This is a genomic window from Stenotrophomonas sp. Br8 (genome assembly GCF_014763005.1).
GTDB lineage: Bacteria > Pseudomonadota > Gammaproteobacteria > Xanthomonadales > Xanthomonadaceae > Stenotrophomonas > Stenotrophomonas lactitubi.
Map to the genome: position 1 here is coordinate 21,887 of NZ_JACGTN010000001.1, position 26,146 is coordinate 48,032.

Genomic DNA, 26,146 nt, shown 5'->3' on the forward strand with positions numbered 1-26,146 from the left:
CGGCGTGGCTGGATGCCGTCGCGCGTGCGACGGGGCGCCAATGGTAGCGGTTTACGCGGGCTGTCGCCGCGTGACCTTGGTCATGCGACCCAGCCGGAAATGCCGGCCAGCGGCCGGCACTACCCTCAAGGGCTCAATGCACTTCGTCGTGGTACACGAACTTCGGCATTTCCCAGCGATAGTGGATTGCCAGCAGGCGCAGGGCAAACCCACCACCCAGGCAGCACAGGATCGCCGTGGCATCGGCCACACCCCAGTGCAGCAACAGCAGATACACCGCACCGGTCAGCAGCGAGATGATCGCGTACAGCTCTTTCTGGAAGATCAGCGGCACCTCGTTGCAGAGGATGTCGCGCAGCACGCCGCCGAAGGCGCCGGTGAGCATGCCGGCGATCAGCACGATCGGCAGTGCATGGCCGGCCTCGCGCGCGATCGAGCAGCCGATCAGGGTGAAGGCGATCAGGCCCAGCCCGTCCAGCACCAGGAAGGTGCGGCGGAAGTGGTGCATCCAGCGCGCTACCCAGGTGGCGATCAGCGCTGCGCACACGGTGAAGCCCAGGTACTCAGGATGCTTCACCCAGCCCAGTGGATAGTGGCCGAGCAGGATGTCGCGCAGCGAGCCGCCACCGAGGGCGGTGACGCAGGCGATCATGACCACGCCGAACAGGTCCATGCGGCGGCGGCCCGCAGACAGGGCGCCGGTCATGGCTTCGGCGGAAATGGCGATCAGGTAGATGATGGACAGCAGCATGGGACAGGCTCCGGGCGCGGTGGGGCCGGCCATGCGCGACCACCGCCATTGCCTGCGCAATGACGGGATGACGATGACCGGTGCCGCTCCCGCTGTCCTTTTGCCTGAGAGTTCAGCGGCGTGAGCCGCGTGCCCCTTCGGCGGATCGTCCCGGGCATGCCCGGTGACCTCTCTCCAGCTCGGCGAGTCGAATGCATGGTTGGTGGGATTCCAGCCCACCGGCCTGAGCGATCATGGGAGCCTGCGCCTTCGGCGGGCGCCAGCGCGGCGCCTCTCTCCTGCATTCGGTCGCCAGTATATCCGCTGCAGTGCAGCACGGCATAATCCGGCCATGGCTTCGCCTTCCCGCCCGTGGTTCCTGTACCTGCTCGAATGTCGCGACGGCAGCTATTACGCCGGCATCAGCACCGACGTGCAGGCCCGTTTCGCCGCCCACCAGGCCGGCAAGGGCGCGCGATACACCCGATCGCGGCCGCCGCTGCGGGTGCTGGCGGTGCGCGAATACCCGGACAGGGCAACGGCCTCACGCGCCGAATGGGAGCTCAAGCAGCAGCCGCGCGAACGCAAGCTGGCGTGGCTGCAGGCGGGGGCCGAGGCTGTTCTGTAGAGCCGAGCCCATGCTCGGCTGCTGCACTCGGCGACGAGCATCAGCCGAGCATGGGCTCGGCTCTACAACATCGCCGGTAGATCCACGCCATGCGTGGATGGGGCGCATCCGGCCATGCCATGATCGCCCAGCCCTCAGCGCTGGAGACCCGGATGTCCACCGTTGCCCTGTTGTTCGCGCTTTCCGCAGCGGCGAGCCCCGCTGCCGACGCCACCACGATCGCCGCCATCGAAGCGACCTGCCACGACTACGTCGACGGACAGCTGGAAGGCGATCCGCAGCGCGTCGCCCGTTCCCTGCATCCAGACCTGGCCAAGCGCGCGGTGCTCGGTGATACACCCGACGAACGCCTCGGCCTGCGCCGGATGTCGAAGGAAGAACTGGTTGCGTTGACCAAGCAGGGCGCGTTGAAGACCCCGAAGGATCAATGGGACCGCCGCTGTACGGTACTGGATGTGACCGGCAACGCGGCCTCGGTACGGCTGGAAACGCCGTGGTTCGTCGACTACTTCCACATGGGTCGCTTCGAGCAGCGCTGGGTCATCGTCAACGCGTTGTGGTACCCGAAGCCGAAGTAGGGCCCCCCATGCGTGGCTGCGCTCCATGCGGCCTGCACAGAAGCTCATCCACGCATGGCGTGGATCTACTGTGCCGGTCGAGGACGCGCCCACGGCACTACCTATCGCGAAGATTTCTGCCGGACATGAGCGGGTGTCCAGCGGCCCGATGAAGCAGTAGAGCCACGCCACGCGTGGCTACGCTCCATGCAGCCTGCACAGAAATCCATCCACGAATGGCGTGGATCTACTGTGTCGGTCGAGAGGTCACCCACGGCAGTACCTACCGCTTCGGCCGGCGGTCTTCGCGGTCGTCGCCAAAAATGATCCGCGCGCTGCGCTGGTAGCTCCAGTACGCCACCGCCCAGTTCAGCAGCACCACGACGCGGTTGCGGAAACCGATCAGGAAGAATACGTGCGCGGCCAGCCAGAACCACCAGGCCAGCACGCCCGACAGCTGCAGCTTGCCCAAGTGCACGATCGCAGCCATGCGACCGATGGTGGCCAGGTTGCCGAAGTCGGCGTACTTGAACGGCCCCGGTGCCGGCTTGTCGTGCAGGCGTGCGCGGAGGGTCTCGGCCACGTACTTGCCCATCTGCTTGGCGGCCGGGGCCACGCCCGGTACCGGCTTGCCGTTGGCCTGGCTCAGCGCGGCCAGGTCGCCCGCCACGAACAGTTCGGGATGGCCGGGCAGGGTCAAGTCGGGCTGCACCTGCACGCGTCCTGCGCGGTCCAGCGGCACGTCCAGCGTGCGCGCCAGCGGCGAGGCAGCCACGCCGGCGGCCCAGACCACGGTGCGTGCGGGCACGAACTGATCGCCCAGTTTGAAGCCCTGTCCATCGATGTGGCTGACTGGCGTGCCCGTCATCACTTCCACGCCCAGCTTTTCCAGCTGCCGGCGTGCCTTCAGCGAAAGCACTTCCGGGAAGGTGGACAACACGCGCGGACCGGCCTCGACCAGCCGCACCTTGGCGCTGGCTGGATCGATGTGGCGGAACTCATTGCGCAGCGTATGCCGGGCGATTTCAGCCAGGGTGCCAGCCAGCTCGACGCCGGTCGGGCCACCACCCACCACCGCGAAGCTCAGCCATGCGGCCTTCTTCGCCGGGTCCGGCTCGGCCTCGGCGCGCTCGAACGCCAGCAGCAGCTTGCGGCGCAGGGCGATGGCATCGTCCAGTGTCTTCAGGCCAGGCGCATCGTCGGCCCATTCGTCGTGGCCGAAGTAGGCGTGGGTGGCGCCGGTGGCCAGCAGCAGGCTGTCGTAGTCCAGCGTGCTGCCATCGGCCATGCGCACCTGGTGGGCTTCCTTGTCGATGGCCACCACTTCGCCCAGCCGCACCTCCACGTTGCGCTGGTGGCCGAGGATGTGGCGCAGCGGTGCGGCGATATCCGGAGCCGATAGTCCCGCGGTGGCTACCTGGTAAAGCAGCGGCTGGAACAGGTGATGGTTGCGACGGTCGACCAGGGTGATGCGTATGCGTTCGCGGGCCAGCGCACGGGTGGCCCACAGGCCGGCGAAACCGCCGCCGACAACGACCAGGTGGGGGACGCGATCACGACTCATCGACTCACTCCAGGGGGGCATGGGGGAAGTGCCTGGCATCTTCGCACGGCCGGTCCTTGTCACGTCAGCGTGCATCCGGATCGGCGATACTCGGGTTCAGGCAATTGCCCGTGAGGAGTCCATGAGCGAACCGGAAAAGCGCATCGCCCTGTTGATCGACGCCGACAATGCACCGGCCTCGAAGATCGACGAAGTCCTGGCCGAGGTTGCCCGTTATGGCGTGGCCAACGTGCGCCGTGCCTATGGCAACTGGAAGAGCCCGCGGCTGAAGGGCTGGGAGGCGGTGCTGCACGAATACGCGATCCGGCCGATCCAGCAGTTCGCCTACAGCAAGGGCAAGAACGCGTCGGACATGGCGATGGTGATCGATGCGATGGACCTGCTGTACGCGCGCAACCTCGATGGGTTCGCGATCGTGTCCAGCGATGCCGACTTCACGCCGATGGTGATGCGCCTGCTGACCGATGGCGTGAAGGTCTATGGCTTCGGCGAAAAGAAGACCCCGGAACCCTTCGTCAACGCGTGCTCGAAGTTCACCTATCTCGAAGCGTTGGGCCAGACCCACGCCAGCGTGCAGGATGTGGAGCAGGCATCGAACGAACCATCATCGAACGAACAGGCGCCCAGCGAACAGGCGAGCAGCGACGATGCGCGCCCGCGCAAGAGCGGCGCGGAAATGCGCAGCGACACGCGCCTGGTGAAGATGCTGCGCCGTGCGGTGTCCTCGGCAGAAGGCGAGGATGGCTGGTCGCACCTGGGCCCGGTCGGCAGCCAGATCGGCAACCAGGCCTCGTTCGATCCGCGCAACTACGGGTACGGGAAGCTCAGTGACCTGCTGGCCGCAATCGGTCTGTTCGAGCTGAAGAAGGACGGTAAATCCTCCTACGTGCGCGCGCTGCCGAAGAAGAACCGGTAACGCCGGAAAACGCTGGTGCAGAGTAGAGCCGAGCCACGCTCGGCTGCTGTTCGTGTGCGCTATAGAGCGTGTGCATCGGACCCTGCGTAGCCCGCAGCGAATCCATCGGCGAAATCCTCAACTCCGTTGAATGCCAGCAACAACAGCCCGGCACACAGCAGCATGTTGCGGTTGGATCGGCGGTACCCCAGCACCAGCGCCACCAGCCCTGCTGCCAGCAGAACGTAATTCACTGCATCCCATGCGGTCATGCCGTTTCTCCTTGTGGATCGGCGTATCGTAACGTCTCCGCGCCCTCTTGGCGCAGCGCTGCACGCAAGGAAATCCGCATGTTGAAGATCTGGGGTCGCCGCAATTCCAGCAACGTCCGCAAGGTGCTGTGGTGTGCCGAGGAAATCGGCCTGCCGTACGAGTCCATCGAGGTGGGTGGCAGCCACGGTGGCACGCAGTCGCCGGAGTACGTGGCGATGAACCCGAACGGGCTGGTGCCGGTGATCGAAGACCACGGCCTGCCGCTGTGGGAGTCGAACACCATCGTGCGCTATCTCAGTGCGCGCTATTCGCTGGGCACGCTGTACGCGGAAGACGCGATGGAGCGTGCGCAGGCCGAGAAGTGGATGGACTGGAGCACCTCGCGGATGGCGCCGCTGTACTCCGAACTGATCTGGGGCATCATGCGCACCGCGCCGGCTGACCGCGATGAGGCGCGCATCAATGCGGCGATCGTGCGCGCCGGTGATTTCCTGGCGCTGCCCAATGCGACCTTGGCCACGCAGCCGTGGTTGTCAGGCGAAAAATTCGCCATGGGTGACATCGCCCTGGGCTCGTTGATCTACGCCTGGTTCGAGCTGCCGATCCAGCGCCCGGATCTGCCGCACCTGGCCGATTGGTACGCACGCCTGCGCGAGCGCCCGGCGTACCAGCGCGGCGTGATGTCACCGATGACGTAACGGTGGATCCAAGGTGGTACCTGTAGTGCCGAGCCATGCTCGGCAGCGCTCTGCCGATCAATACAGGTCGGTGGGATCCACATCCAGCGACCAGCGCACCTTGCGTGCCTCCGGCAGCGCGTACAGCTGCGGCACCAGCTGTGCCAGCACCCCGTGCAGCGGTGGCCGCTGCGCTGCCGACAACAACAACTGCGTGCGCTGATAGCCGGCACGGCGTGGCATCGGCGCCGGCATCGGCCCATAGGCCTCAACCACGTTCTGCTCGCCCAGCAGTTTCCGCGCGGCCAGCAGGAATGCATTGGCATGCTCCAGCTGCTGCGCTTCGGCGCGCATCAGCGCCAGGTGCGCGAACGGTGGAAAACCCGCCGCCCCGCGCTGGTTCAATTCAGCTTGCGCGAACGGGTGGTAGCCACCGTTCACCAGCGTCTCCAGCAGCGGATGACCCGGATGATGGGTCTGCAACCACACTTCGCCCGGATCGCGCGCGCGACCGGCGCGGCCGGCCACCTGGATCAGCTGCTGCGCCAGTTTTTCGCTGGCGCGGAAATCAGCCGAGAACAGGCCTTCGTCGATGCCCACCACCACCACCAGCGTCAGCTTGGGCAGGTCGTGACCCTTGGCCAGGATCTGCGTGCCGACCAGGATGCCGGGTTCGTTGCCCAGCTTGGCCAGCTGCTGCTCCAGCGCATCGCGACGTGCGGTGGTGCCGCGGTCGATGCGCACCACCGGGAAATCGGCGAAGGCACTGACCAGGTGTTCTTCCAGCCGCTCGGTGCCGATGCCCTGTGGCTGCAGCGCCAGGCTGCCACAGGCGGGGCAGGCCAGTGGTGCCGGCTGCCGCGCACCGCAGTGATGGCATTGCAGGCGACGGCCACCGCCATGCACGGTCATCGGTGCGTCGCAGCGGTTGCAGGGCGCGGTCCAGCCGCAGTCGTGGCACAGCAGCACCGGCGCATAGCCGCGCCGGTTCTTGAACACCAGCACCTGCTGGCCACGTTGCAGGTGTTCGCCGATGCCGGCCAGTACGTCGGCGGAAAGGCCATCGCGCAGCGGACGCTTGCGGACATCGAGGATGCGCACGCGCGGCGGTCGGGCATCACCGGCACGTTGCTTCAGGCGCAGGTGCGCATAACGGCCGGCGTAGGCGTTGTGCAGGGTTTCCAATGAGGGCGTGGCGCTGCCCAGCAGTACCGGAACGCCCTGCGCCTTGGCCCGCACCAGGGCGAAATCGCGCGCGTGGTAGCGGATGCCGTCCTGCTGCTTGTAGCTGCCGTCATGCTCTTCGTCGACGATCAACAGGCCGGGCTGCGGCAGCGGGATGAACACCGCTGACCGCGTACCGACGATCACCCGCGCTTCGCCGCGTGAGGCCGCGGCCCAGACCCGCGCGCGTTCGTTGTCGGTCAGCCCCGAGTGCAGCGCGTGCACGGCAATGCCGAGACGGCCGCGGAAGCGCGCCAGGGTCTGCGGGGTCAGGCCGATCTCGGGCACCAGCACCAGCGCCTGCCTGCCCTGCGCCAGGCAATGGATGATTGCCTGCAGGTAGACCTCGGTCTTGCCGCTGCCGGTCACCCCGTCCAGCAGGAAGGCCTGGAAGCTTTCGGCGGCGGTGATCGCGGCCACGGCCTCGGCCTGCTCCGCATTGAGGGTGGGGCCGGGCAGGGGCTGAGCGTGCTGCGGCGCCACGGTCAGGGCGATGCGCTCGGCCAGGTCGCGCTTGCCCAGGCTGCGTGCGGCCACCCGCCAGTCCTGCATGCGCGCGGACAGGACATCCTCGTCCACCACCGCGTCGGCCAGCAGCTCGGCCAATTGCCGTGGTCGGCTGCCGGCGCGCAGCTTTTCGCGCTGGGCGCGGCCCTCCGGTGTCAGCTGCCAGCCCCAGTGATGGGTATCGGGCAGCGGTTCGCCGTGCCGCAGCGGGCCGGGCAGGGCGGTGCTCAGCACCTCGCCCAGGGGGGCGTGGGTATAGCGGGCCAGCCACTGCAGGCTCTGCCACAGCTCGCCCTGCAGCAGCGGCGCGGTGTCACACCAGGCCAGCGCCTGGCGCAGGCCCTGGCTGTCCTCGGCCTGCCCGTGGCCGGCCACCACGCCGATCAGTTCGCGGTTGCCGAACGGCACCTTCAGCCGGCAGCCGACCGCCACCGTCGGACCTTCGCCCTGCGGCGGCAGGTAATCGAACAGGCGCGGCAGGGGGACGGGCAGGGCGACCTGCAGGGTCGGGACGGGGCCGGAATCGGGGACGAGCATCGGGTCAGTGTAACGGCCCCTGCGAGGGCGCATGGCAGAGGTAAATGCGACTGACACGCCCGTCGGCGAATCATAAATGTCACCTAAATATCGGTGTCTATTGGAGATTCAGTCTTATCCACATCTTCTGTGGATAAGTCTGTGCGTTAGCGGCTCGTGGCGCCGCATGAGGCCGATGGCGACGGCCTCACGCTTGGGTTGGTCAAAAAATAGCCACACTTTAAATTATATGTAAATCAATAACTTAAGTGTGAAACATTGCTGAAACAGGGTGAATTCAGCCATTCATCGAGGAATCGCCCGGTTCCCGCGTGATGCTGTGCACAACCTGCAGCATGAAGTGTCTGGAATCGCAAGCCTGCCGGGCAGCGATGGGCTGCCGCTATCATGCCGATAGACCTTTGGAGTGACCGATGACGGCTGTGCCCGCCCCTGTTTCCTCGACCGCGGCCGGCGCGCTGTCGGCATTTCTGCGTGGCGTCGAACGCCGTGCCCTGGTCGTGGCCGAACTGCAGTGCGGCGACCCCGCCCGTGCCGAACAAACGCTGGTGGCGGTGATGCGCGCCTTCGCCGCCGTCGCCAGCGACCTGCCGATGGCGCAGTGGCCCGGCCGCTTCTGGACCCTGCTGGGCCAGCGCCAGGCGCTGCGCGAGCCGACCACCGGTCAGTGGCCGCCGTCGCTGGCCGCGCTGGGCGACATGGCCCCCCTGCCGCGGCTGGCTCTGTTGCTGCGGGTAGGCGGCAGCCTGGACGAGGGCATCGCCACCCGCGTTCTGGATGTCGACGAGGAGGGTTATCAACGCCTGTTGGCCACGGCCTGCCCACGCGATGCCAATGGCCAGCCCGATGCCGCCGCATGGCGGACGCTGGCCGAACAGGTGCAGCTGCGTATCCGCGACCTGCCGGCCAAGCGCCTGCAGCAGCTGGCGCAACCGTCCGCGCCAGCGGCCAACAACCAGGCGCCGGCCTCCAGTTGGCGTGCGCCGCCGCGCGACGAACGCGCGCCTGCCAGCGGCAAGCGTCGTCGCCCCAATGCCAAGCCGCGCTGGCGTGGCCCGGTGATCCTGTTGATCACCGTGGCGGTGTTGCTGCTGGCTGCGTTGGGCTGGCGCCATTGGCAGGGCCGCGCGTTGACTGCCGATGGCCCCTTGCCCGAGGGCGTGGTGGGTGAGGCCGGGCCGGTCACCGTCGAGGCACTGCCCGCCAGCGATGTCCGCCCCGCTGCAGGCGGCGATGCGCAGGCCAGCGAAGATGCCGCCATGCTGGCCGACCGCGACTACCCGCTGCTGGCCGAGGCCGACATGCATGCCTGGAGTGCTGCCGGTGGCCCGTTGCCGGTGGACGAGTCACAACCCAAGCCGACCCGCCCGGAACCGGTCGGCGCAGCGCTGGAAACCTCTGCTGCCGATGAATAAGCTCCTCTTCGCCGGCCTGCTGCTGGCCTTGCCGCTGTCGCTGGCGGCTGCTCCGCAATCGTTGAACGTGCCGCTGCCCGCACCCTCGGCAACACCGTCGGCGGTCGCGCCCACCGCAGCGGCGGCATTCGCACAACTCGATCCCGCCCAGCAACGTCAGCGTCGCAGCGACTACGCCGCGTGGCGGGCCCTGCCAGAGGGTGAGCGCGAACGCATCCGTCAGGCCGCCAGCCGTTTCGCCGCTTTGCCGGCCGATCAGCAGCAGCGCCTGCGCACGCAGTTCCTGGCACAGGACCAGGCCTTCCGCGAAGGCTGGCGTCTGGGCCCGCAACTGGGCGCCGAGTTCCCCAAGCTGCACGGCCTGTTCGGTTTCGTGCCGCCGCAACAGCGCGACGCGGTCCTTGCCGTGCTGCGCCAGCTGAGCCCTGCGCAGTTGGCACAGTTGGCCCTGGTCGCGCAGCGCACGCCGCCGCAGGAACGCGACAGCGTACGCAGCGCATTCCTCACCGTCCCCGCCGCCGAACGCGACACCTGGCTCAAGCGCCAGGCCGGGCAGTAAGCAAAAAGGGGACGGAGGGAATCAAGTCATTTCAGGCCCGACTGTGCCGGATACGACTTAATTCCCTCCGTCCCCTTTATGGGGCAGTCATGGGAATGGCCGCCCAGCGCGCGTAAGATGGCCGGCCGCAACCCGGTGCCTGTGCCCTTCGCGCGCAACCGTAGTTCGCGTCAAGCACCTTATGTCTACTGCAACCTCCACGCCGCGCTTCAGCAAGGAAGTCGGCGCCACCGGTCTGCTTGCCCTGCCGCTTGTGCTCGGGCACGTCTCCACCGGTCTGATCTCCTTCGTCGACAACGTGATTGCCGGCCACCATGCGACATCCACCCTGGCCGCGGTGACCATCGGCACCGCGCTGCTGTGGCTGCCGATGCTGATCCCGATCGGCACGCTGATCTCACTCACCGCCTCGGTGTCGCAGCTGCATGGCGCCGGCCGTGAGCGCGAGATCGGCCCGTTGTTCCGGCAGGCACTGTGGCTGGCGCTGGGCCTGGGCCTGATCATGTTCACCTTCCTCACCGTGGTGCCGCCGCTGCTGCCGGCCTTCGGCATCGCTCCGGACATCGTGCCGGGCGCAACGGCGTTCCTGCATGCGGTGCGCTGGGGTGGCCCGGCGCTGACCCTGTACTTCTGCATGCGCTATCTCAGTGAAGGCATGCATTGGACGCTGCCGACCATGCTGCTCGGTTTTGGCGGCCTGCTGGTGCTGGCGCCGATGGGCTACGTGCTGGCCAACGGCAAGCTGGGCTTCCCGGAAATGGGCGCCGAAGGCCTGGGCATCGCCTCGGCGGTGATGATGTGGCTGCAGGCGATCGCCTTCGGTACCTACCTGTGGTTCACCAAGCGCTTTGCCCACCTGCAGCTGTTCTCGCATTTCGAGGGACCGCGCTGGTCAGCGATCTGGGACCTGCTGCGCACCGGCCTGCCGATCGGCATCACCGTGTTGATGGAAGGTGGCCTGTTCATCGTCACCGCACTGTTGATCGGTCGCCTGGGTGCCAATGAAGCGGCCGCGCACCAGATCGCGATCAACGTGGCGCAGCTGTGCTTCATGATCCCGATGGGCGTGGCCGAGGCGACCACCGTGCGGGTCGGCCATGCGGTCGGCCGTGGCGATGGCTTCGGCGTGCGCCGTGCGGCGTGGGCCGGCTACGCGATCATCATGGGTACGCAGACGCTGTCGGCGGCGGCGCTGCTGTTCGGCCACGACGCCATCGTCGGCGTCTACACCAACGACCTGGCCGTGGCCGGTCTGGCCTCGACCCTGCTGCTGTACGCGGCCACCTTCCAGTTCCCCGATGGCATACAGGTGCTGTCGGCCGGTGCGCTGCGCGGACTGAAGGACACCCGCGTGCCGATGTTCATCGCCATGTTCGCCTATTGGGGCCTGGGCATGCCGCTGGGCGCCGGGCTCGGCCTCGGCCTGGGCATGGGCCCGCAGGGCATGTGGATCGGCCTGATCGTCGGCCTGACCGCCGCAGCAATCCTGATGGGCTGGCGCCTGAACCGCAGCAGCAAACGCCTGGGCCAGTCCACGCTGGCCTGATACCCCCCCCTGTCATGGGCAACCGTGACTGGCGATCCCCTGACTTGTGTCCGATGCCGCCTCACGCGGCACCGGCTATGCTGTTACCACGGCAAGAAGCCATCCGGAGTGCTCCATGAACCAACCCGTGCCGCCGCTGCCCCCGGCGAACCGCAATCCTGTCGCCAGCTTCTTCATCGGGCTGTGGGACGTGATGAATTTCACCCGCCGGTTGATCCTCAACCTGGTGTTCTTCGGCCTGTTGCTGCTGGTGCTGGTGATGTTCATCGTCGCTGCGGGCATGGGCGCTGGCGCCAGCAAGGCGCTGCAGGACCGCACCACCCTGGTGATCGCGCCGGAAGGCCGCCTGGTCGAGCAGTACAGCGCCGATCCGGTCAGCCGCGCGCTGGCCAAGGCCGTTGGTGACAACGGTGCCGAGGAAGTGCAGCTGCGCGATCTGATCCGGGTGATCGAGAACGCGCGCGATGACAAGAAGATCGAGCGCGTGGTGCTGGAACTGGACAAGCTGCAGCCGTCCGGTTTCGCCTCGCTGCGCGAAGTGTCCGCTGCGCTGCAGGAACTGCGCGCTTCGGGCAAGCAGCTGGTCGCCTTCAGCGAGAGCATGGGGCAGTCGCAGTACCTGCTGGCCGCACAGGCCGACGAGGTCTACCTGGACCCGATGGGGTCGGTGGTGCTGGAAGGCCTGGGCCGCTACCGCCAGTACTTCCGTACCGGCCTGCAGGACAAGCTGGGCGTGGACGTGCACCTGTTCAAGGTGGGCGAGTACAAGTCGGCCGCCGAGCCGTACGTGCTCGACGCGGCGTCGCCGGCCTCCAAGGAAGCCGATCTGTTCTGGATGAACGATGTGTGGCAGCGCTACCTCGGCGACATCGCCAAGGCCCGCCGCCTGGATCCGGCGCAGCTGGCGGCCGGCATCGATACCCTGCCTGAAGGTGTGGCTGCCGCTGGTGGCGACCTGGCCAAGTTCGCCCTGCAGCAGAAGCTGGTGACCGCGCTGAAGACCCGCGAGGAATTCGAGGATCTGATGATCGAGCGCGGCGTGGCCGATGAAGACGCCGACGGTGGTTTCCGCAACATCGATTTCGGCACCTACATGGCCCAGCTCGATGCGCGCCGCAACCCGGTTGATTCGCGCCCGCAGGTCGCGGTCATCGTGGCCTCCGGTGAAATCAGCGGCGGTGATCTGCCGGCCGGCCGCATCGGTGGTGAATCGACCTCGGCGCTGCTGCGTGCGGCGCGCGACGATGACGACGTCAAGGCCGTGGTGCTGCGTGTGGATTCGCCCGGTGGCGAAGTCTACGCCTCCGAGCAGATCCGTCGCGAAGTGGTGGCCCTGCAGGCTGCGGGCAAGCCGGTGGTGGTGTCCATGGGCGACCTCGCTGCGTCCGGTGGTTACTGGATCAGCATGAACGCCGATCGCATCTATGCCGATCCGTCGACCATCACCGGTTCGATCGGCATCTTCGGCATGATCCCGAACTTCAGCCGTGCGCTGGACAAGTTCGGCGTGCACACCGATGGCGTCGGCACCACCCGTTTCGCCGGTGCCTTCGATGTCACCCGGCCGATGGATCCGGCGGTGGGCCAGGTCATCCAGTCGGTGATCAACAAGGGTTATGCCGATTTCACCGGCCGTGTCGCCGAGGCCCGCAAGAAGCCGGTCGAGGCGATCGACGAAGTGGCTCGCGGGCGTGTCTGGAGCGGTGCGCAGGCCAAGGAGCGCGGTCTGGTCGATGCCTTCGGTGGCCTGAAGGACGCCGTGGCTGACGCTGCCGGTCGGGCCAAGCTGGGTGCGACCGACAAGTACCGTGTGCGTTACATCGAGAAGGCGGCGACGCCGTTCGCGCAGTTCGTCAGCGGCTTCGCTGGCAGCCACGCCGGCGCCTGGATGCTGGCCGATTCCGGCGTGGGCCGGATGATGCTGGCGCGCACGATGCCGGAAATCGATACGCAGCTGCGCTTCGTTGAGAACGCGGCCCGCGAGAAGGGCAACGGTGCACCGGTGAAGTCGCTGGCGTATTGCTTCTGCGGGTTCTGATTCCCGATCAGCGATGTCCACGCATGGCGTGGATCTACTGAACGCACAACGCCCGGCCTTGGCCGGGCGTTGTTGCATGCGGGGATCTACTGCGCGTCGGCCTCTGCCTTGCGCTCGCGTTCGGCCGCCTCGTCCATGGTCTTCTGCACGCCTTTGGCACGGTCCAGTGGTTGCTTGACTGCCTTGGCCAATGCCTGCGGTTCCGGCGGTCGTTCCGGATTCGGCGGTGCAGGGCGCTGGCACCCGGCCAGCACGGCGGCCGACAGCAGGACGGGAATCAGGACGCGCATGGCAGCTCTCCACGAGGGATGTGGGGCCAGTGTCGCATCACGGACGGGGGGCGGTCGTGAGCGCGTATCCTTGCCGCATCGAAACACAGTGGGCGCGGCCCCGGAGGACATATGACCCAGCAACGGTGGCGCCTGGATGGGCAGACGGCCCTGATCACCGGTGCCAGCGCCGGTATCGGCCTGGCGATCGCGCATGAACTGGCCGGTCTCGGCGCCGATCTGATGATCGTCGGCCGCGACCTGGATATGCTGGAGAGTGCCCGCGACGAACTGCTGGATGTGTATCCGCAGCACCAGGTTCACGCGTTGGCCGCCGATGTGTCCGACGACGAAGACCGCCGGCAGATCCTGGACTGGGTCGAGGACCACGCCGATGGCCTGCACATCCTGGTCAACAATGCCGGTGGCAACATCACCAAGCCCGCCACGGAGTACTCCGAAGACGAGTGGCGTGGCATTTTCGAAACCAATCTGTTCTCGGCGTTCGAACTGTCGCGCTATGCGCATCCGTTGCTCGCGCGCCACGCGTCATCGGCCATCGTCAACGTCGGCAGCGTGTCCGGCCTGACCCATGTGCGCAGTGGCGTGGTCTATGGCATGACCAAGGCGGCGATGCACCAGATGACCCGCAACCTCGCGGTGGAGTGGGCCGAGGATGGCATCCGGGTCAATGCCGTGGCGCCGTGGTACATCCGCACCCGTCGCACCTCCGGCCCGCTGTCCGATACCGACTACTACGAAGAAGTGATCGGGCGCACGCCGATGCGGCGCATCGGTGAGCCGGAAGAAGTGGCCTCGGCGGTGGGCTTCCTGTGCCTGCCGGCATCGAGCTATGTCACCGGCGAATGCATCGCGGTGGATGGCGGCTTCCTGCGTTACGGGTTCTGATCGCAGCCGATCACCGCGGATGAGGGATCCATGCCATGCGTGGATGCCTCACTCGGGCACTGGGCAATTGCTGGCTTCCAGCACGGCCTGCAGGCGCTCGCGTTCGCCGCGCGCCGTCTGCTGATTCTCCGGTGCGACGAACCGCTCGCGACCGCGTGCATCGCGGAAGCGCTGTTGCCAGCTGCCGCAGCGCTGTGCTTCGGCCACTTCCGTGCAGCGGTCGCTGACCACCTCGCAACTGGCGGCGTTGACCGGTGTTGCCCCGCCCAGGCCCTGTATGTTCAACAGTTCGCAGCGACCTGGCGCAGCCTCGTACTCATGCAGGTAGGAAGCGCCCTGCGTGTCAACGCACTGGAAGATCGCCGGTAACGGAGGCTTTGCTGGCGCGTCCTTGTCCGTTGCAGCGCCATCACCGCGTTGGTGCAGCGTCGCGCTGTCGAGGATGGTGTCTCCCTCTGCGCTGTCGACCATGCGGGCTTCCATGATCGGACGTTCCTCGCCGGCGCGCGGGCTGGCCGACGCGGCAGTGGGCACGCTGGGCGTTGAGGTGGGGGGCGAAGCAGGCAAGCCCCGGGGAGTGGGTGGCGGAACTTCCGGTGTGGCAGCGACGGGCGCCGTCCGAGCCGGATCGGCCACCCGCTGCACGCGCTGCGTGCTGCCGTCGGGACAGGGCATGCGCTGGATGGTCTGCACGTCGCTGGCCGAGGTGCAGCGGTAGATCACCATGTCATCGGCCAACGCGTTGCCGGGCAACAGGCCGATGGCCAGCCAGATCAGTCTTCTCATGCGAGCAGCCTACAGCCGTGGCCCATGCCCTGGTAGTTGCCAACCTTGGTTGGCACCGCTGTCTGCCAGCGCCCACCAAGGTGGGCCTCTACCAAAGCGCGGGGCACAGCCCTCATCGCAGGGCTCACATGCCCTGGTAGTTGCCAGCCTTGGTTGGCACTGCTGTCTGCCAGCGCCCACCAAGGTGGGCCTCTACCAAAGCGCGGCACCCTCAGCGCAGGGCTCACACGCCTTGGTAGTTGCCAACCTTTGTTGCCACCGCTGTCTGCCAGCGCCCACCAAGGTGGGCGTCTACCAAAGCGGGGCACAGCCCTCAGCGCAGGGCTCACACCCCTTGGTAGTTGCCAACCTTGGTTGGCACCGCTGTCTGCCAGCGCCCACCAAGGTGGGCCTCTACCGAAGCGCGGGGCACAGCCCTCATCGCAGGGCTCACATGCCTTGGTAGTTGCCAACCTTGGTTGGCACTGCTGTCTGCCAGTGTCCACCAAGGTGGGCGTCTACCAAAGCGCGCGGCACAGGCTCCGGCGCAGGGCTCAGCCGCCGCAGTCCTGCGCCAGCCGTGCATCGATGCCGCGCTGCTCGTTGCTGATCGCGGTGCGCTCGCTCTGCAGTGCGCTGTTGTAGCGCCGGTCCAGTTCCCAGCGACGGTCACGCAGGCGTGCGCACACTTCCTGCGGCGGCAGGGCGTGGCAGGTATCGCGAACCAGGATGTTGCCGGCAGGCACGTTGACGCCGACGCCCACTGACGGCGGGCGATACACCGGCGGCCCGCCGCCGATGGGGGCACCGATGGTGCTGCCGCTACCGGCCGGGCGCGGCCCTGGATGCGGCCCGGGTCGCCCGCCGCCAGGATGACCATGCGGATACCAGACGGTCGTCCACAGCGGTACCCAGCGCGGATTCCCTTCGTTGTTGTCGCTGGTGTAGCGGTCGCCGTCTTCACTCACGCATTCGTACATCGGCTGTGGCGGCTGGATGTAGACATGGCGCACCTCGCGCTCGCGCATCGGCGATGTCTGCGCCGGTGCGGGCACTGCGGCATCGGTGCTGACCACTCGCGGCGGCGGATCGCGTGGACGTTGCAGGTCGCGCACTTCCTGGCGGCCGGCCGTGCAGGGCTTGTCCTGCAGGGCGACGGCGCCATTGCTGCCGACGCAGCGGTAGACCCGCACGTCGTCAGCGGCAAGTGCCGGCAACGGCAGCAGCAGGGCCAGGCACAGGACAGGGCGCAGCAGGGTCATGGGCGCAGCGTGCGCGATCGGCAACGCCGGCGCAATCAGCCTGTCAGGAGCGCAGTACGTTGCCACTGAGCGCGTCGCGGATCGGCGTGGGTTGGGCCAGGCCGCCGGTCTGCCCATCGAGGATGCCGTCGAGCAGGCGCAGCAGGCGCGGGTCCAGCTCTTCGCGGCTGCGCGCGGGGGGCTCGCCTGCGAGGTTGGCGCTGGTGGAGACCAGCGGACCTCCCCAGGCCTGGCACAGTGCTGCGACCAGCGGGTGGGCGCTGATCCGTACCGCGATGCCGTTGTGTTCGCCGGTGATCCAGCCGGGCGCGCGCGCGCCCGCGGGCAGGATCCAGGTGTTGGCGCCGGGCCAGCTGGCAAGCACCGCGCGCTGGCGTGCATCGGGCAGCGCCTGCAGGCGCACCCAGCCCTGCAACTGCGACAGTTCCGCAGCCACCAGGATCATGCCTTTCTCGATCGGGCGCTGCTTCAGCCGCAGCAGCAGGTGCACCGCTGCCTCATGCGAAGGGTCGCACCCCAGGCCCCAGACTGCTTCGGTCGGGTAGGCGATCACCCCGCCACTGCGAAGCGTGGCGACTGCGGTGTCCAGCGTGAGTTCTTTCATGGCGGCGACCGGGCCCGGCGTGGGCCTTCATTATCCCCCCGCTGCGTGCACAACGGGTGGAGCAGTGGGTGCGGACCGTTGGTCCGCACACCTTGGCAGATCATCCACGCATGGCGTGGATCTACTTGGCAGCCTTCTTGACGGCCTTCTTTGCCGGTGCCTTCTTGGCCACGGCCTTCTTCGCCGGTGCCTTCTTCGCAGCCGCCTTCTTTGCCGGCGCCTTCTTGGCAGCTGCCTTCTTCGGCGCGGCTTCCTTCTTCACTGCCGCTTTCTTGGCCGGGGCCTTCTTCGCGGCGGCCTTCTTGGCACCGAAGCCCTTGCGCACCGGCTTGCCGGTTTCTTCCATCAACTGCTGCACTTCGGCCAGGGTCAGCGATGCCGGCTCACGATCCTTGGGAATCTTGCCGTTCATCTTGCCGTCGCTGATGTACGGGCCGAAACGACCGTTCAGCACCTGGATGTCGCTGCCCTCGAACTCCTTGATGATCCGGTTGCGCGCGATTTCTTCCTTCTCTTCGATCAGGAACACGGCGCGCGCCAGGTCGATGGTGTACGGGTCGTCTTCCTTCTTCAGCGAGGCATAGGTGCTGCCGCGCTTGGCGAACGGGCCGAAGCGGCCGATGCCGACGCTGACGTCCTCGCCCTTGTCCTCACCCAGCGCGCGCGGCATCAGGAACAGCTCCAGCGCGTCTTCCAGGGAAATGGTGTGCATCGACTGGCCCGGCCGCAGCGAAGCGAACTTGGGCTTGTCCTCGGCATCCTCGGCCGTGCTGCCGATGGCTGCGTAAGGCCCGAACCGGCCCAGGCGCACGCTGACCGGCTTGCCGGTCTTGGGGTCGGTGCCGAGCTCGCGCGCACCACTGGCCTCGGCGCGGTCGACCGATTCCTTCTTGTCTTCGACCAGTTCCTTGAACGGTCCCCAGAAACGCGACATCAGCGGAATCCACTCTTCCTCGCCGCGCGAGACGGCATCGAGCTCGTCTTCCAGCTTGGCGGTGAAGTCGTAGTCGACGTACTGGGTGAAGTGGCTGGACAGGAACTTGGATACCGCACGGCCGACATCGGACGGGCGGAAGCTGCGGCCTTCCATTTCCACGTACTTGCGGAACAGCAGGGTCTGGATGATCGAGGCGTAGGTCGAAGGACGGCCGATGCCATATTCTTCCAACGCCTTCACCAGCGCCGCTTCGGTGAAGCGCGGCGGCGGCTGGGTGAAATGCTGGTCGGCCACGATGCGTTCCAGCGGCACGCGGTCGCCCGGCTTCATCGCCGGCAGCTTGCGGCCTTCGTCGTCATCCTCGGCGCTCTTGCTGTCCTTGCCTTCCTCGTACACAGCCAGGAAGCCGGGCACGACCACGGTGGTGCCGCTGGCGCGGAACACGTGCTCGCTGCCGGCCGACAGATCCACGCTGACGGTGTTGAGCGTGGCCGGAATCATCTGGCAGGCCACTGCACGCTTCCAGATCAGCTCGTACAGCTTGCGCTCGTCGTCGGTCAGGAACCGCGCGACCTGGGCCGGGGTACGCAGTGCCGAGGTCGGACGCACCGCTTCGTGCGCTTCCTGGGCGTTCTTGGACTTGGTCTGGTAGGTGTTGGGCTGGTCGGGCAGCGAGGCGATGCCGTAGTCACGGGCGATCACGTCGCGGATTTCGGCCAGCGCGTCCTGCGACAGGTTCACCGAGTCGGTACGCATGTACGAGATCAGGCCGACCGTGCCTTCTTCGCCGCCGATGTCCATGCCTTCGTACAGCTTCTGCGCGACCTGCATGGTCTTGCGGGTGGTGAAACCCAGCTTGCGCGAGGCTTCCTGCTGCAGCGTGGAGGTGGTGAACGGCGGCGCGGGGCGACGCTTGCGCTCCTTGCTGGCCACGTCGGTGACGTGCAGGGCGCCCTGTGCCGCCTGCTGGATGCGCAGGCGGGCAGCCTCGGCGGTGTCGCCGTCGGTGACGGTGAACTGCTCGAATTTCTGCCCGTCCAGCTTGATCAGCTTGGCGTTGAAGTGCTGCGAGGGGTGCGCGCACTCGGCGGCGATCGACCAGTACTCGCGGGCGATGAAGGCTTCGATCTCTTCCTCGCGCTCGACGATCATGCGCAGCGCCGGGCTCTGCACGCGGCCTGCGGACAGGCCGCGCTGGACCTTGCGCCACAGCACCGGCGACAGGTTGAAGCCGACCAGGTAGTCCAGTGCGCGGCGCGCCTGCTGGGCATCGACCAGGTCGCTGGCGATCTCGCGCGGCTGGCTGATGGCTTCCTTGATCGCGCGCGGCGTGATCTCGGTGAAGACCACGCGCTGCATCGGCTTGTCCCCGACCAGCCCGCGCTCCTTCAGGATCTCGGCGATATGCCAGCTGATCGCTTCACCCTCGCGATCCGGATCGGTCGCCAGCAGGATGTCGTCGGCGCCCTTTGCGGCCTTGGCGATCGCATCGACATGCTTTTCGTTCTTCTCGATCACGTCGTAATGCATGGCGAACCCGTTGTCCGGGTCAACCGCGCCTTCCTTCGGGATCAGGTCACGCACGTGCCCATACGAGGCCAGGACCGTGTAGTCCTTGCCGAGGTATTTGTTGATCGTCTTGGCTTTGGCCGGCGATTCAACGATGAGCAGGTGCTTGGGCATGGCAGCAGGGTCTGTGGGTAAGCCGCGGGGAAGGGCCGCTAGGGTGGAGCAAACGGCCGCATTAGTGAAGCGGCCACGGGCAAATCAATAAACTGAACGCCCGGGACTGTGCCGGGCGTTCAGGTTTCACCTTATTAGAGGAATCACGCCCGGCCTGCCATTGTCAAGCAGGGAGGCGTGAGGATGGCCGTCTGCGACGGCGCATTGGCCCTCGATCCCCGATCAGGACGCCATGTTGGCGATGACGCCGACGGCGATGATGATCGCGGCGAAACCGGCCAGCATCAGCAGGCCGCCCAGCACCAGGATCACGATGGTCACCGTGCCCAGCTCGCGACGCTGCAGCTGCGGCTGGTCGGTGTAGGCCCAGCGGTCGACCACCACGGTGTCGCAGATGAGGTCATGCAGGCCCTGCTTGCGCTCGGTGAAGGCGGCCATCAGGTAGCCGATGCACAGGGTCAGGCCACTGAGGATGGTGGCGAAATAGCGGCCGATGCTGCGGCCCAGGGTCAGGCGATCACCGTTGCCGCGCACGACCTTGATGCCGATGGCCATCTTGCCGAGGGTGGCGCCGCCACGGGAGGCATGGAACCAGCCGTAGTAGGCGGCGGCGATGAACAGGCCAGCCAGGCCACTGATCAGCTGGGTAACCACTTCCACTGCTGTTTCGCCGCTGCCGGTCGCCCCCATGCCGGCGCCGAGCACGAAGCCCAGCACGCCACCGACCACGCCGCTGGGAATCAGCAGGACGAAATAGTCGATCAGGTAGGCGGCAAAGCGCTTCCAGAAGCCCGCATAGACCACTTCGCCGCCCTGCACCGGCTGCGAATAGTCACCGCCGCCTGCACCGGGCGCAGTGTACGGCGAGCTGCTGAGGGCGCCGGTGCCCGGCAGTGGCGCGGTGCCGTTGTCGATCGCGGCGTAGTCGTTGCGCAGGTCGAAGCCACCGGTCGCGGTGGAGGTGCTGGCATCGGCCAGGGTCTGCAGGCCCAGTTCGTCCACCATCTGCCGCAGCGGTGCCCACTGTCCCATGCCTTCGCGCCAGACCAGCGTGTCCAGGGTCAACTGGCCGCGCTGGAAACGCTGGCGGATCTCGGTGACCTCCAGCGGTCCCTGGCGTTGCTGTCCTTCAGCGTAGTACCACTCAGTCATTGCATGTCCCCTGTTGGGTCGTCCTTGGTGGGTTGCCCGATGCGCGGCTCAGCCGCGGCATTGCGTGGGCAGATACTTGTCGTCGCTTTCGCCGCTGCATTCCCAGCGTCCGCTGTCGCGGTCGTACTCGAGCCACAGCAGGTCGCCATCCTGGCTCTTGCCCGGAAACGCCAGCGTCGCTTCGATACCGCAGTGGCCATTGTTGAAGCGGCCGATATGCACGGCCGACAGGCCTTGGCCCGCGAATTCGTCCACGGCCGGGAAACCGGCGTCGTTGGCGCCCGGGCAACGGCCCTGGTCATCGGCGAAATGCTGCACCTTGTCCTTCAGCGGCTGCAGCGCGGTGATCGCGCCGGCGACCTTGGCCTTGATCGTGTAATCGTTGTAGGCCGGCAGCGCGATGGCCGCCAGGATGGCCAGGATCGGCACCACCACCAGCAGGGCAACGCCGCCGATGATGGCGGTCAACGCGCAGCCGGACAGGCCCTTCTTCGTGGCCGGTGCAGCGTCCATCGGCGTGGTCGCGTACGGAGAGGCAGGCGGCAGGGTCGGCGGCAGAGGAGCGGCAGGCGGCGGCGGTGCCGCAGTGACGGGTGCATCAACGGCGGGCACGATCAGGCCCAGTTCGTCGACCACATTGCGCAACGGCTTCCATTGCGGCAAGCCGTCGCGCCATACCAGGGTGTCCAGGGTGATCTGGTTGCTACGGAACAGCTCGATCAACTGTTCCGAGGGCAACGGGCCTTGCTGGCGGTTGCCTTCGGCATGGAACCACTCACTCACGGGGGACGCTCCTGAATGCGCACGGCCCCCAAGTGTACGGTCAGTGCAGGGGTTCTGGCTCGTCCACGAACATCTGCGTTTCCATCCAGGCGTAAGCCGCCTCGGCGCCGGGCTGGTTGAACAGCACCATCAGCACCACCCATTTCAGGTCGTCCAGGTCCAGTTCGTCCTGATCCAGGGCCATTGCCCGGTCCAGCACCAGCTCGCGCTGGCCGGCATCCAGGATGCCGTGCTGTTCCAGGTACAGCAGGAAACCACGGCATTCCACATCAAGCTTGTCCAGCTCCGGGCCGTGATAGATGCGCACCGGGCCATCGACCCGGGCCTGGGCCGCGCTTGGGCGCTGCGCTGCCAGGGCATCGAGCCATTCGAATGCCTTGTTGATCTCAGTGGGGCTGAAACCGGCCTGGATCAGGCCATTCTGCAGTGAGTCGCGGTCACGGATCAGGTCCGCATCTTCGCTGAAATAGTGTTCAAACAGGTACAACAGTACATCCAGGATGCTCTCTTTCATTGCCCCTCGGCCTGCGTCGCGCGACGCTGTGGAGGTGAAGAAACTAGGGACGTCGACAGTAGCGGCCGTGTACGCACACCACGATCCCCGCAAGTTCCATGGCCAGCAGCATGGAGGACACCTCCGACGCCGTCAATCCACACTGCGTGATCAGTGAATCCATACTGATGGGGTCGTACTCCAGTGCCCGCCACAAGCTCTGGTAGTCAGCGTCGTTCGCCCAGCATGCCGGCAGGTCCGCCGGCGCTGCCTGTTCAGTGGGGGTGACAAGCCGGGTTTGCAAGCCCGGAAGCTGGAGGCGCAATGCCGGGGCCAGCAGTTCCAGCACTTCCTCGGGGCGTTCGACCAGGGCGACCCCTTCACGGATGAGCCGGTGGCAGCCGGCTGCGCGCGGATTGAGCACCGAGCCGGGTATCGCACAGACCTCACGGCCCGCTTCAGCCGCCAGCCGGGCGGTGATCAGGGCGCCCGAGCGTTGCGCGGCCTCGACCACCACCGTGGCCAGGGCCAGCCCGGCCACCAGCCGGTTGCGCGCGGGGAAGTGGCCCGGCCGTGCGGGCGTGCCTGGCAGGTATTCGCTGAGCACCACACCTTCGGCGGCGATTCTTGCCTGCAGACGGGTGTGGCTGGTGGGATAGGCGCGGTCCGGGCCGGTGCCTATCACCGCGAGCGTGCAGCCGCCTGCGTCCAGCGCCGCCTGGTGGGCGGCGGCATCGATACCTGCCGCCAATCCACTGGTCACGGCCAACCCGGCCTCGACGAAGCAGGTGGCAAACCGGGCGGCGAGGGCACGCCCGGCGGGAGTGGGTGAACGGCTGCCGACCAGGGCTACCGCGGGACGCCAGGCGATGGCCGGATCCCCGGCAACGAACAGCGCCAGGGGCGGATTGGGTGCATCGAGCAGGAGGGGCGGGAAGGCCGGATCGTTGCAGGCCAGCAGATGATGATCCGGCTGCTGCAGCCAGCGCTGCGCAAGCGCGAGGGCGCGGGTGTCGGGACGCTCCAGCGCAGCGCATTGTTCCGGCGTGCAGCCGTGGGCACGCCAGCCTGCAACGCCCAGTGCCAACGCTGCATCCGCATTGCCGGTGGTCTGCAACAGCGCGCGCCTGGGTGCCAGGGAACCACCGGCGATCAACAGGCGCAGCAGCGCCTCATGTCCATGCTCAGTCATCCCCCGACTATCGGCCCCACACAACAAAGGCGCCCTAGGGCGCCTTCGCGTATTGCTGTCAGGGTATCCCGGAGTGCCGGCCGATGCGGCCGGCGCCATCTGCCGAGGCCGGGCGGGGCCCGGCGCCGGATTATTTCGCGTCCGGATGCAGCGCGCTGTAGCCCACACGCACCGGCTTCACGCCCTGCATCACCAACGCATAGCTGACGTTGTCGAAGGTGCGGAAGACCATGGCATGCGCGGCGTACTCATCCGGCAGGCTGACCCGGCCGGCGCCCGTGCTGGTCGAGTCGTCCATGCGCGAGGACCCCGGGAACTTCATCCGGTGCGCCACGTGGCTGCCCTGGCGCCACAGCGAGAACACGGTGCCGTTGTCCACGCCCTGGGCGCGGCCAGCGGAAATCGCGATCACATCGCGCGGGCCGCCGGCGTTGAACATGTCGGTGACCGCCAGTACGCGCACATCGACGCCTTCCACACCTGCTGCGGGCACATGCGGGAAGAACTGCAGGTCGTACGGCGTGGCCTCGACCGGTACCAAGCGGTCGCCGGCACGCACTTCACGGCCGCCGCTGGCGTTGTCCAGTACCAGGGTCGACGCTTCGGTCTTGCCGCCGGCCACCTTGGTGATGGTGCCGGTGCCGACCTGTGCCAGCTCGTAACCCAGTACGCCACGGCGGTGGTTGGGGGCGCTGAAGGCCTTCCAGAGATTGCCGCTGCCCGGGGTGACATCGCCGTTGGCGGTCAGGTCCTCGGTTGGCTTGGGCTGGGCGTAGCGCACGGTCGGGCGGACTACGGCCCAGCGCTGCCCGACCTGGGCGTCGGCCAGGCGCACATAGGCGGTCTGCCCACCGGTGGCGCGCAGGCGGTTGTCTTCCAGGCCAGCCACGTACGGCAGCTGTTCGATGCTGTCGACCACGCTGAGCTGCTTCAGGAACGGCTCGACCTGGGCCAGCGGCACGCCGGTCACCGGGGCTTCCTGGCGCGGGCCGGGCTGGGCCGTCACACGGTCCAGGTAGGCCAGGCTGAGGACGTCACCGGGATAGATCAGGTGTGGATTGGCGACCTGCGGATTGGCCTGCCAGATCTCCGGCCACAGCCATGGTTTCTGCAGGAAACGTCCTGCGATGTCCCACAGGGTGTCCCCTTTGCGGACCACATAGGTGTCCGGGTGCCCGCCATTCACTTCCACGGCGGTAGCATAGGCAGCCACGGTCAGCATCGCCGCGGCGACGACCGTACGAAAACGAAGCAACATAGGTGTGAAGCCCTGATTCCCCAACAGGTCCGCGCACTATAGTCCAGAAACCGGGGCGCAAGGCAAGCGTTGGAGCTAGAATCTGCGACGTATGCCGGCGTAACCCGGCCCCAACCCCGGAAACTGCCATGGCTTTACTCCCCATCCTTGAGTTCCCCGATCCGCGCCTGCGTACCAAGGCTGCGTTGATCGATGCCGCCGAAGTGACCACGCCGGCGTTCCAGGAGCTGCTCGACAACATGTTCGAGACCATGTACGACGCCCCCGGCATCGGCCTGGCTGCCAGTCAGGTGGACGTGCACCAGCGCTTCATGGTCATCGACGTGAGCGAAGAAAAGAACGAGCCGCGCGTGTTCATCAACCCGGAAATCGTCGCCAAGGACGGGGGCCAGGTGTACCAGGAAGGCTGCCTGTCGGTGCCCGGCATTTTCGCTGACGTGACCCGTGCCGACACCATCACCGTCAAGTTCCTGGACCGCCAGGGGCAGCCGCAGGAACTGACCACCGATGGCCTGCTGGCGGTCTGCGTGCAGCACGAGATGGACCATCTGGACGGCAAGCTGTTCATCGATTACCTGTCGCCGCTGAAGCGCGAGATGGTCCGCAAGAAGCTGGCCAAACAGCGCAAGCACGTGGCGTGATGGTTGTTGCGGGCCGCCCTTTCGGGGTGGCTCGCGCCTGTGCGTGACGCGCGGGCTGTCTGGCGCCGGTCGACGGCGCCGTTTTTTTTCCTGCACGATTTCATCCTGCAAGTGGGGTTGCCATGAGGATTGTCTTTGCCGGTACGCCGGAATTCGCGGTGTCGTCGCTGCGCGCGGCCGCGCGTCATCACGAGGTGGTGGCTGTCTATACGCAGCCTGATCGCCCGGCCGGTCGCGGCCGTGGACTGGCGCCTTCGCCGGTCAAGCTGGAAGCGGTCGCCCGCGGCATTCCCGTGTACCAGCCGGAAACGCTGAAGGACGAGGCGGCCCAGCAGCAGTTGCGTGACCTGCAGCCGGACCTGATGGTGGTGGTGGCCTATGGCCTGATCCTGCCCAAGGCGGTGCTGACCATCCCGACCCACGGTTGCTGGAACGTGCATGGTTCGCTGCTGCCGCGCTGGCGCGGCGCCGCACCGATCCAGCGTGCCATCCAGGCCGGTGACGAGAAGACCGGCATCTGCCTGATGCAGATGGAAGCAGGCCTGGATACGGGCCCGGTGCTGCTGCACCAGGAGCTGCCGATCGCCGCCACCGATACCGGTGGCCAGCTGCACGACAAGCTGGCCGAGCTCGGCGCGCAGGTGCTGTCCGATGGGCTGGGCCTGCTGCGTGCCGGCATCAAGCCGATCGCACGGCCGCAGCCGGAGCAGGGCGTGACCTACGCGCACAAGCTGGACAAGGCCGAGGCAAAACTGGACTGGGCGCAGGACGCAGAAGCGCTGGCGCGCACGGTGCGTGCGTTCAATCCGTGGCCGATTGCCGAGGCACTGTTGGCCGCTGAGCGCGTGCGCATCCACGGCGCGGTGGCGCTGGATGTGGCGCATGGCCAGGCACCGGGCACGGTGCTGGCCGCTGGCCGCGAGGGCATCGACATCGCTTGCGGGCAGGGCGCGCTGCGCCTGCGCGTGCTGCAGCGGGAAGGTGGCAAGGCAATCACCGCCGCCGACTACCTCAATGCCCGCCGTGACCTGCGCGTGGGGGTTTGACG

Annotated in this window: 25 protein-coding genes and 2 riboswitches; of the genes, 11 read left to right on the plus strand and 14 right to left on the minus strand. The window is 67.1% G+C overall.

What is annotated here, in order from left to right; all coding sequences use genetic code 11:
* Window positions 1-133 precede the first annotated feature (133 nt).
* The gene (locus H3005_RS00090) at window positions 134-751 is read right to left on the minus strand and encodes a trimeric intracellular cation channel family protein (RefSeq protein WP_191077352.1); all 618 of its coding nucleotides are present in this window, start codon (window positions 749-751) and stop codon (window positions 134-136) included.
* Window positions 752-835: 84 nt separating this feature from the next.
* Window positions 836-939: riboswitch (glycine riboswitch) on the minus strand.
* Between the two features lie 13 nt (window positions 940-952).
* A riboswitch (glycine riboswitch) is annotated at window positions 953-1,042 on the minus strand.
* 40 nt (window positions 1,043-1,082) lie between these two features.
* Here H3005_RS00090 and H3005_RS00095 point away from each other — a divergent pair.
* Together H3005_RS00095 and H3005_RS00100 are read left to right on the plus strand one after the other, a co-directional pair.
* Window positions 1,083-1,358, plus strand: a complete 276-nt coding sequence (locus H3005_RS00095; protein ID WP_191077353.1) for a GIY-YIG nuclease family protein — start codon at window positions 1,083-1,085, stop codon at window positions 1,356-1,358.
* 152 nt (window positions 1,359-1,510) lie between these two features.
* Complete coding sequence (locus H3005_RS00100) at window positions 1,511-1,936, plus strand: nuclear transport factor 2 family protein (RefSeq protein ID WP_191077354.1); 426 nt, start codon at window positions 1,511-1,513, stop codon at window positions 1,934-1,936.
* A 262-nt stretch (window positions 1,937-2,198) separates the two neighbouring features.
* Here H3005_RS00100 and H3005_RS00105 read toward each other — a convergent pair whose 3' ends face one another.
* The gene (locus tag H3005_RS00105; protein ID WP_100553751.1) at window positions 2,199-3,479 is read right to left on the minus strand and encodes an NAD(P)/FAD-dependent oxidoreductase; all 1,281 of its coding nucleotides are present in this window, start codon (window positions 3,477-3,479) and stop codon (window positions 2,199-2,201) included.
* Window positions 3,480-3,600: 121 nt separating this feature from the next.
* Here H3005_RS00105 and H3005_RS00110 point away from each other — a divergent pair, with 121 nt between their 5' ends.
* Window positions 3,601-4,395 (plus strand): NYN domain-containing protein, encoded by a 795-nt coding sequence (locus H3005_RS00110; protein WP_100553750.1) that lies wholly within the window; start codon window positions 3,601-3,603, stop codon window positions 4,393-4,395.
* A gap of 59 nt (window positions 4,396-4,454) precedes the next feature.
* Here H3005_RS00110 and H3005_RS00115 read toward each other — a convergent pair whose 3' ends face one another.
* Complete coding sequence (locus tag H3005_RS00115) at window positions 4,455-4,646, minus strand: hypothetical protein (RefSeq protein ID WP_100553749.1); 192 nt, start codon at window positions 4,644-4,646, stop codon at window positions 4,455-4,457.
* A 78-nt stretch (window positions 4,647-4,724) separates the two neighbouring features.
* Between H3005_RS00115 and H3005_RS00120 the strand changes: the two genes are divergently transcribed.
* A complete protein-coding gene (locus H3005_RS00120) occupies window positions 4,725-5,345 on the plus strand; it encodes a glutathione S-transferase (RefSeq protein WP_089238140.1) in 621 nt (206 codons plus the stop codon).
* 57 nt (window positions 5,346-5,402) lie between these two features.
* On the opposite strand, the gene H3005_RS00125 is transcribed toward H3005_RS00120, so the two are convergent.
* Window positions 5,403-7,592, minus strand: coding sequence for a primosomal protein N' (locus H3005_RS00125; RefSeq protein WP_165781006.1), 2,190 nt, complete (start codon window positions 7,590-7,592; stop codon window positions 5,403-5,405).
* 413 nt (window positions 7,593-8,005) lie between these two features.
* On the opposite strand from H3005_RS00125, the gene H3005_RS00130 reads away from it, so the two are divergent.
* The 4 genes from H3005_RS00130 (at window position 8,006) to sppA (ending at window position 13,150) form a co-directional block, all read left to right on the plus strand.
* Window positions 8,006-9,007 carry a hypothetical protein gene (locus H3005_RS00130; protein WP_100553747.1) on the plus strand — a complete coding sequence of 334 codons (1,002 nt, stop codon included), beginning with the start codon at window positions 8,006-8,008 and terminating at the stop codon, window positions 9,005-9,007.
* Window positions 9,000-9,566, plus strand: a complete 567-nt coding sequence (locus tag H3005_RS00135) for a DUF3106 domain-containing protein (RefSeq protein WP_100462253.1) — start codon at window positions 9,000-9,002, stop codon at window positions 9,564-9,566. Before H3005_RS00130 ends, H3005_RS00135 begins: the two co-directional genes overlap by 8 nt.
* A gap of 181 nt (window positions 9,567-9,747) precedes the next feature.
* Window positions 9,748-11,112 carry an MATE family efflux transporter gene (locus tag H3005_RS00140; protein ID WP_089237194.1) on the plus strand — a complete coding sequence of 455 codons (1,365 nt, stop codon included), beginning with the start codon at window positions 9,748-9,750 and terminating at the stop codon, window positions 11,110-11,112.
* Window positions 11,113-11,227: 115 nt separating this feature from the next.
* Window positions 11,228-13,150 (plus strand): signal peptide peptidase SppA, encoded by a 1,923-nt coding sequence (sppA, locus tag H3005_RS00145; RefSeq protein WP_100553746.1) that lies wholly within the window; start codon window positions 11,228-11,230, stop codon window positions 13,148-13,150.
* Window positions 13,151-13,236: 86 nt separating this feature from the next.
* Here the strand turns inward: sppA and H3005_RS00150 are convergent, their stop codons facing one another.
* A complete protein-coding gene (locus tag H3005_RS00150; RefSeq protein WP_100553745.1) occupies window positions 13,237-13,440 on the minus strand; it encodes a hypothetical protein in 204 nt (67 codons plus the stop codon).
* Window positions 13,441-13,551: 111 nt separating this feature from the next.
* On the opposite strand from H3005_RS00150, the gene H3005_RS00155 reads away from it, so the two are divergent.
* Window positions 13,552-14,328, plus strand: a complete 777-nt coding sequence (locus H3005_RS00155) for an SDR family oxidoreductase (protein ID WP_025879399.1) — start codon at window positions 13,552-13,554, stop codon at window positions 14,326-14,328.
* Between the two features lie 48 nt (window positions 14,329-14,376).
* Here H3005_RS00155 and H3005_RS00160 read toward each other — a convergent pair whose 3' ends face one another.
* The 9 genes from H3005_RS00160 to H3005_RS00200 form a co-directional block, all read right to left on the minus strand.
* Window positions 14,377-15,114 (minus strand): hypothetical protein, encoded by a 738-nt coding sequence (locus tag H3005_RS00160; protein WP_100553744.1) that lies wholly within the window; start codon window positions 15,112-15,114, stop codon window positions 14,377-14,379.
* A gap of 533 nt (window positions 15,115-15,647) precedes the next feature.
* Window positions 15,648-16,355, minus strand: a complete 708-nt coding sequence (locus H3005_RS00165; protein WP_100553743.1) for a hypothetical protein — start codon at window positions 16,353-16,355, stop codon at window positions 15,648-15,650.
* A 43-nt stretch (window positions 16,356-16,398) separates the two neighbouring features.
* Window positions 16,399-16,959 (minus strand): Sua5/YciO/YrdC/YwlC family protein, encoded by a 561-nt coding sequence (locus H3005_RS00170; RefSeq protein WP_089237186.1) that lies wholly within the window; start codon window positions 16,957-16,959, stop codon window positions 16,399-16,401.
* Window positions 16,960-17,080: 121 nt separating this feature from the next.
* The gene (locus tag H3005_RS00175) at window positions 17,081-19,579 is read right to left on the minus strand and encodes a DNA topoisomerase I (RefSeq protein WP_100553742.1); all 2,499 of its coding nucleotides are present in this window, start codon (window positions 19,577-19,579) and stop codon (window positions 17,081-17,083) included.
* 222 nt (window positions 19,580-19,801) lie between these two features.
* A complete protein-coding gene (locus tag H3005_RS00180; protein WP_100553741.1) occupies window positions 19,802-20,731 on the minus strand; it encodes an RDD family protein in 930 nt (309 codons plus the stop codon).
* A 48-nt stretch (window positions 20,732-20,779) separates the two neighbouring features.
* Window positions 20,780-21,514: a GYF domain-containing protein gene (locus tag H3005_RS21085; protein WP_100553740.1), complete on the minus strand. Its 735-nt coding sequence runs from the start codon at window positions 21,512-21,514 to the stop codon at window positions 20,780-20,782.
* A gap of 40 nt (window positions 21,515-21,554) precedes the next feature.
* Entirely contained in the window at window positions 21,555-22,028 is a 474-nt protein-coding gene (locus H3005_RS00190; RefSeq protein WP_025879062.1) for a DUF494 family protein, read from the minus strand.
* A 43-nt stretch (window positions 22,029-22,071) separates the two neighbouring features.
* A complete protein-coding gene (gene dprA, locus H3005_RS00195) occupies window positions 22,072-23,199 on the minus strand; it encodes a DNA-processing protein DprA (protein ID WP_191077355.1) in 1,128 nt (375 codons plus the stop codon).
* 130 nt (window positions 23,200-23,329) lie between these two features.
* The gene (locus H3005_RS00200; protein ID WP_100553738.1) at window positions 23,330-24,457 is read right to left on the minus strand and encodes a LysM peptidoglycan-binding domain-containing protein; all 1,128 of its coding nucleotides are present in this window, start codon (window positions 24,455-24,457) and stop codon (window positions 23,330-23,332) included.
* A 128-nt stretch (window positions 24,458-24,585) separates the two neighbouring features.
* Here H3005_RS00200 and def point away from each other — a divergent pair, with 128 nt between their 5' ends.
* Window positions 24,586-25,098, plus strand: a complete 513-nt coding sequence (def, locus tag H3005_RS00205; RefSeq protein ID WP_025879059.1) for a peptide deformylase — start codon at window positions 24,586-24,588, stop codon at window positions 25,096-25,098.
* Between the two features lie 122 nt (window positions 25,099-25,220).
* The gene (gene fmt / locus H3005_RS00210) at window positions 25,221-26,144 is read left to right on the plus strand and encodes a methionyl-tRNA formyltransferase (protein ID WP_089237173.1); all 924 of its coding nucleotides are present in this window, start codon (window positions 25,221-25,223) and stop codon (window positions 26,142-26,144) included.
* The last annotated feature ends 2 nt before the right edge of the window (window positions 26,145-26,146 follow it).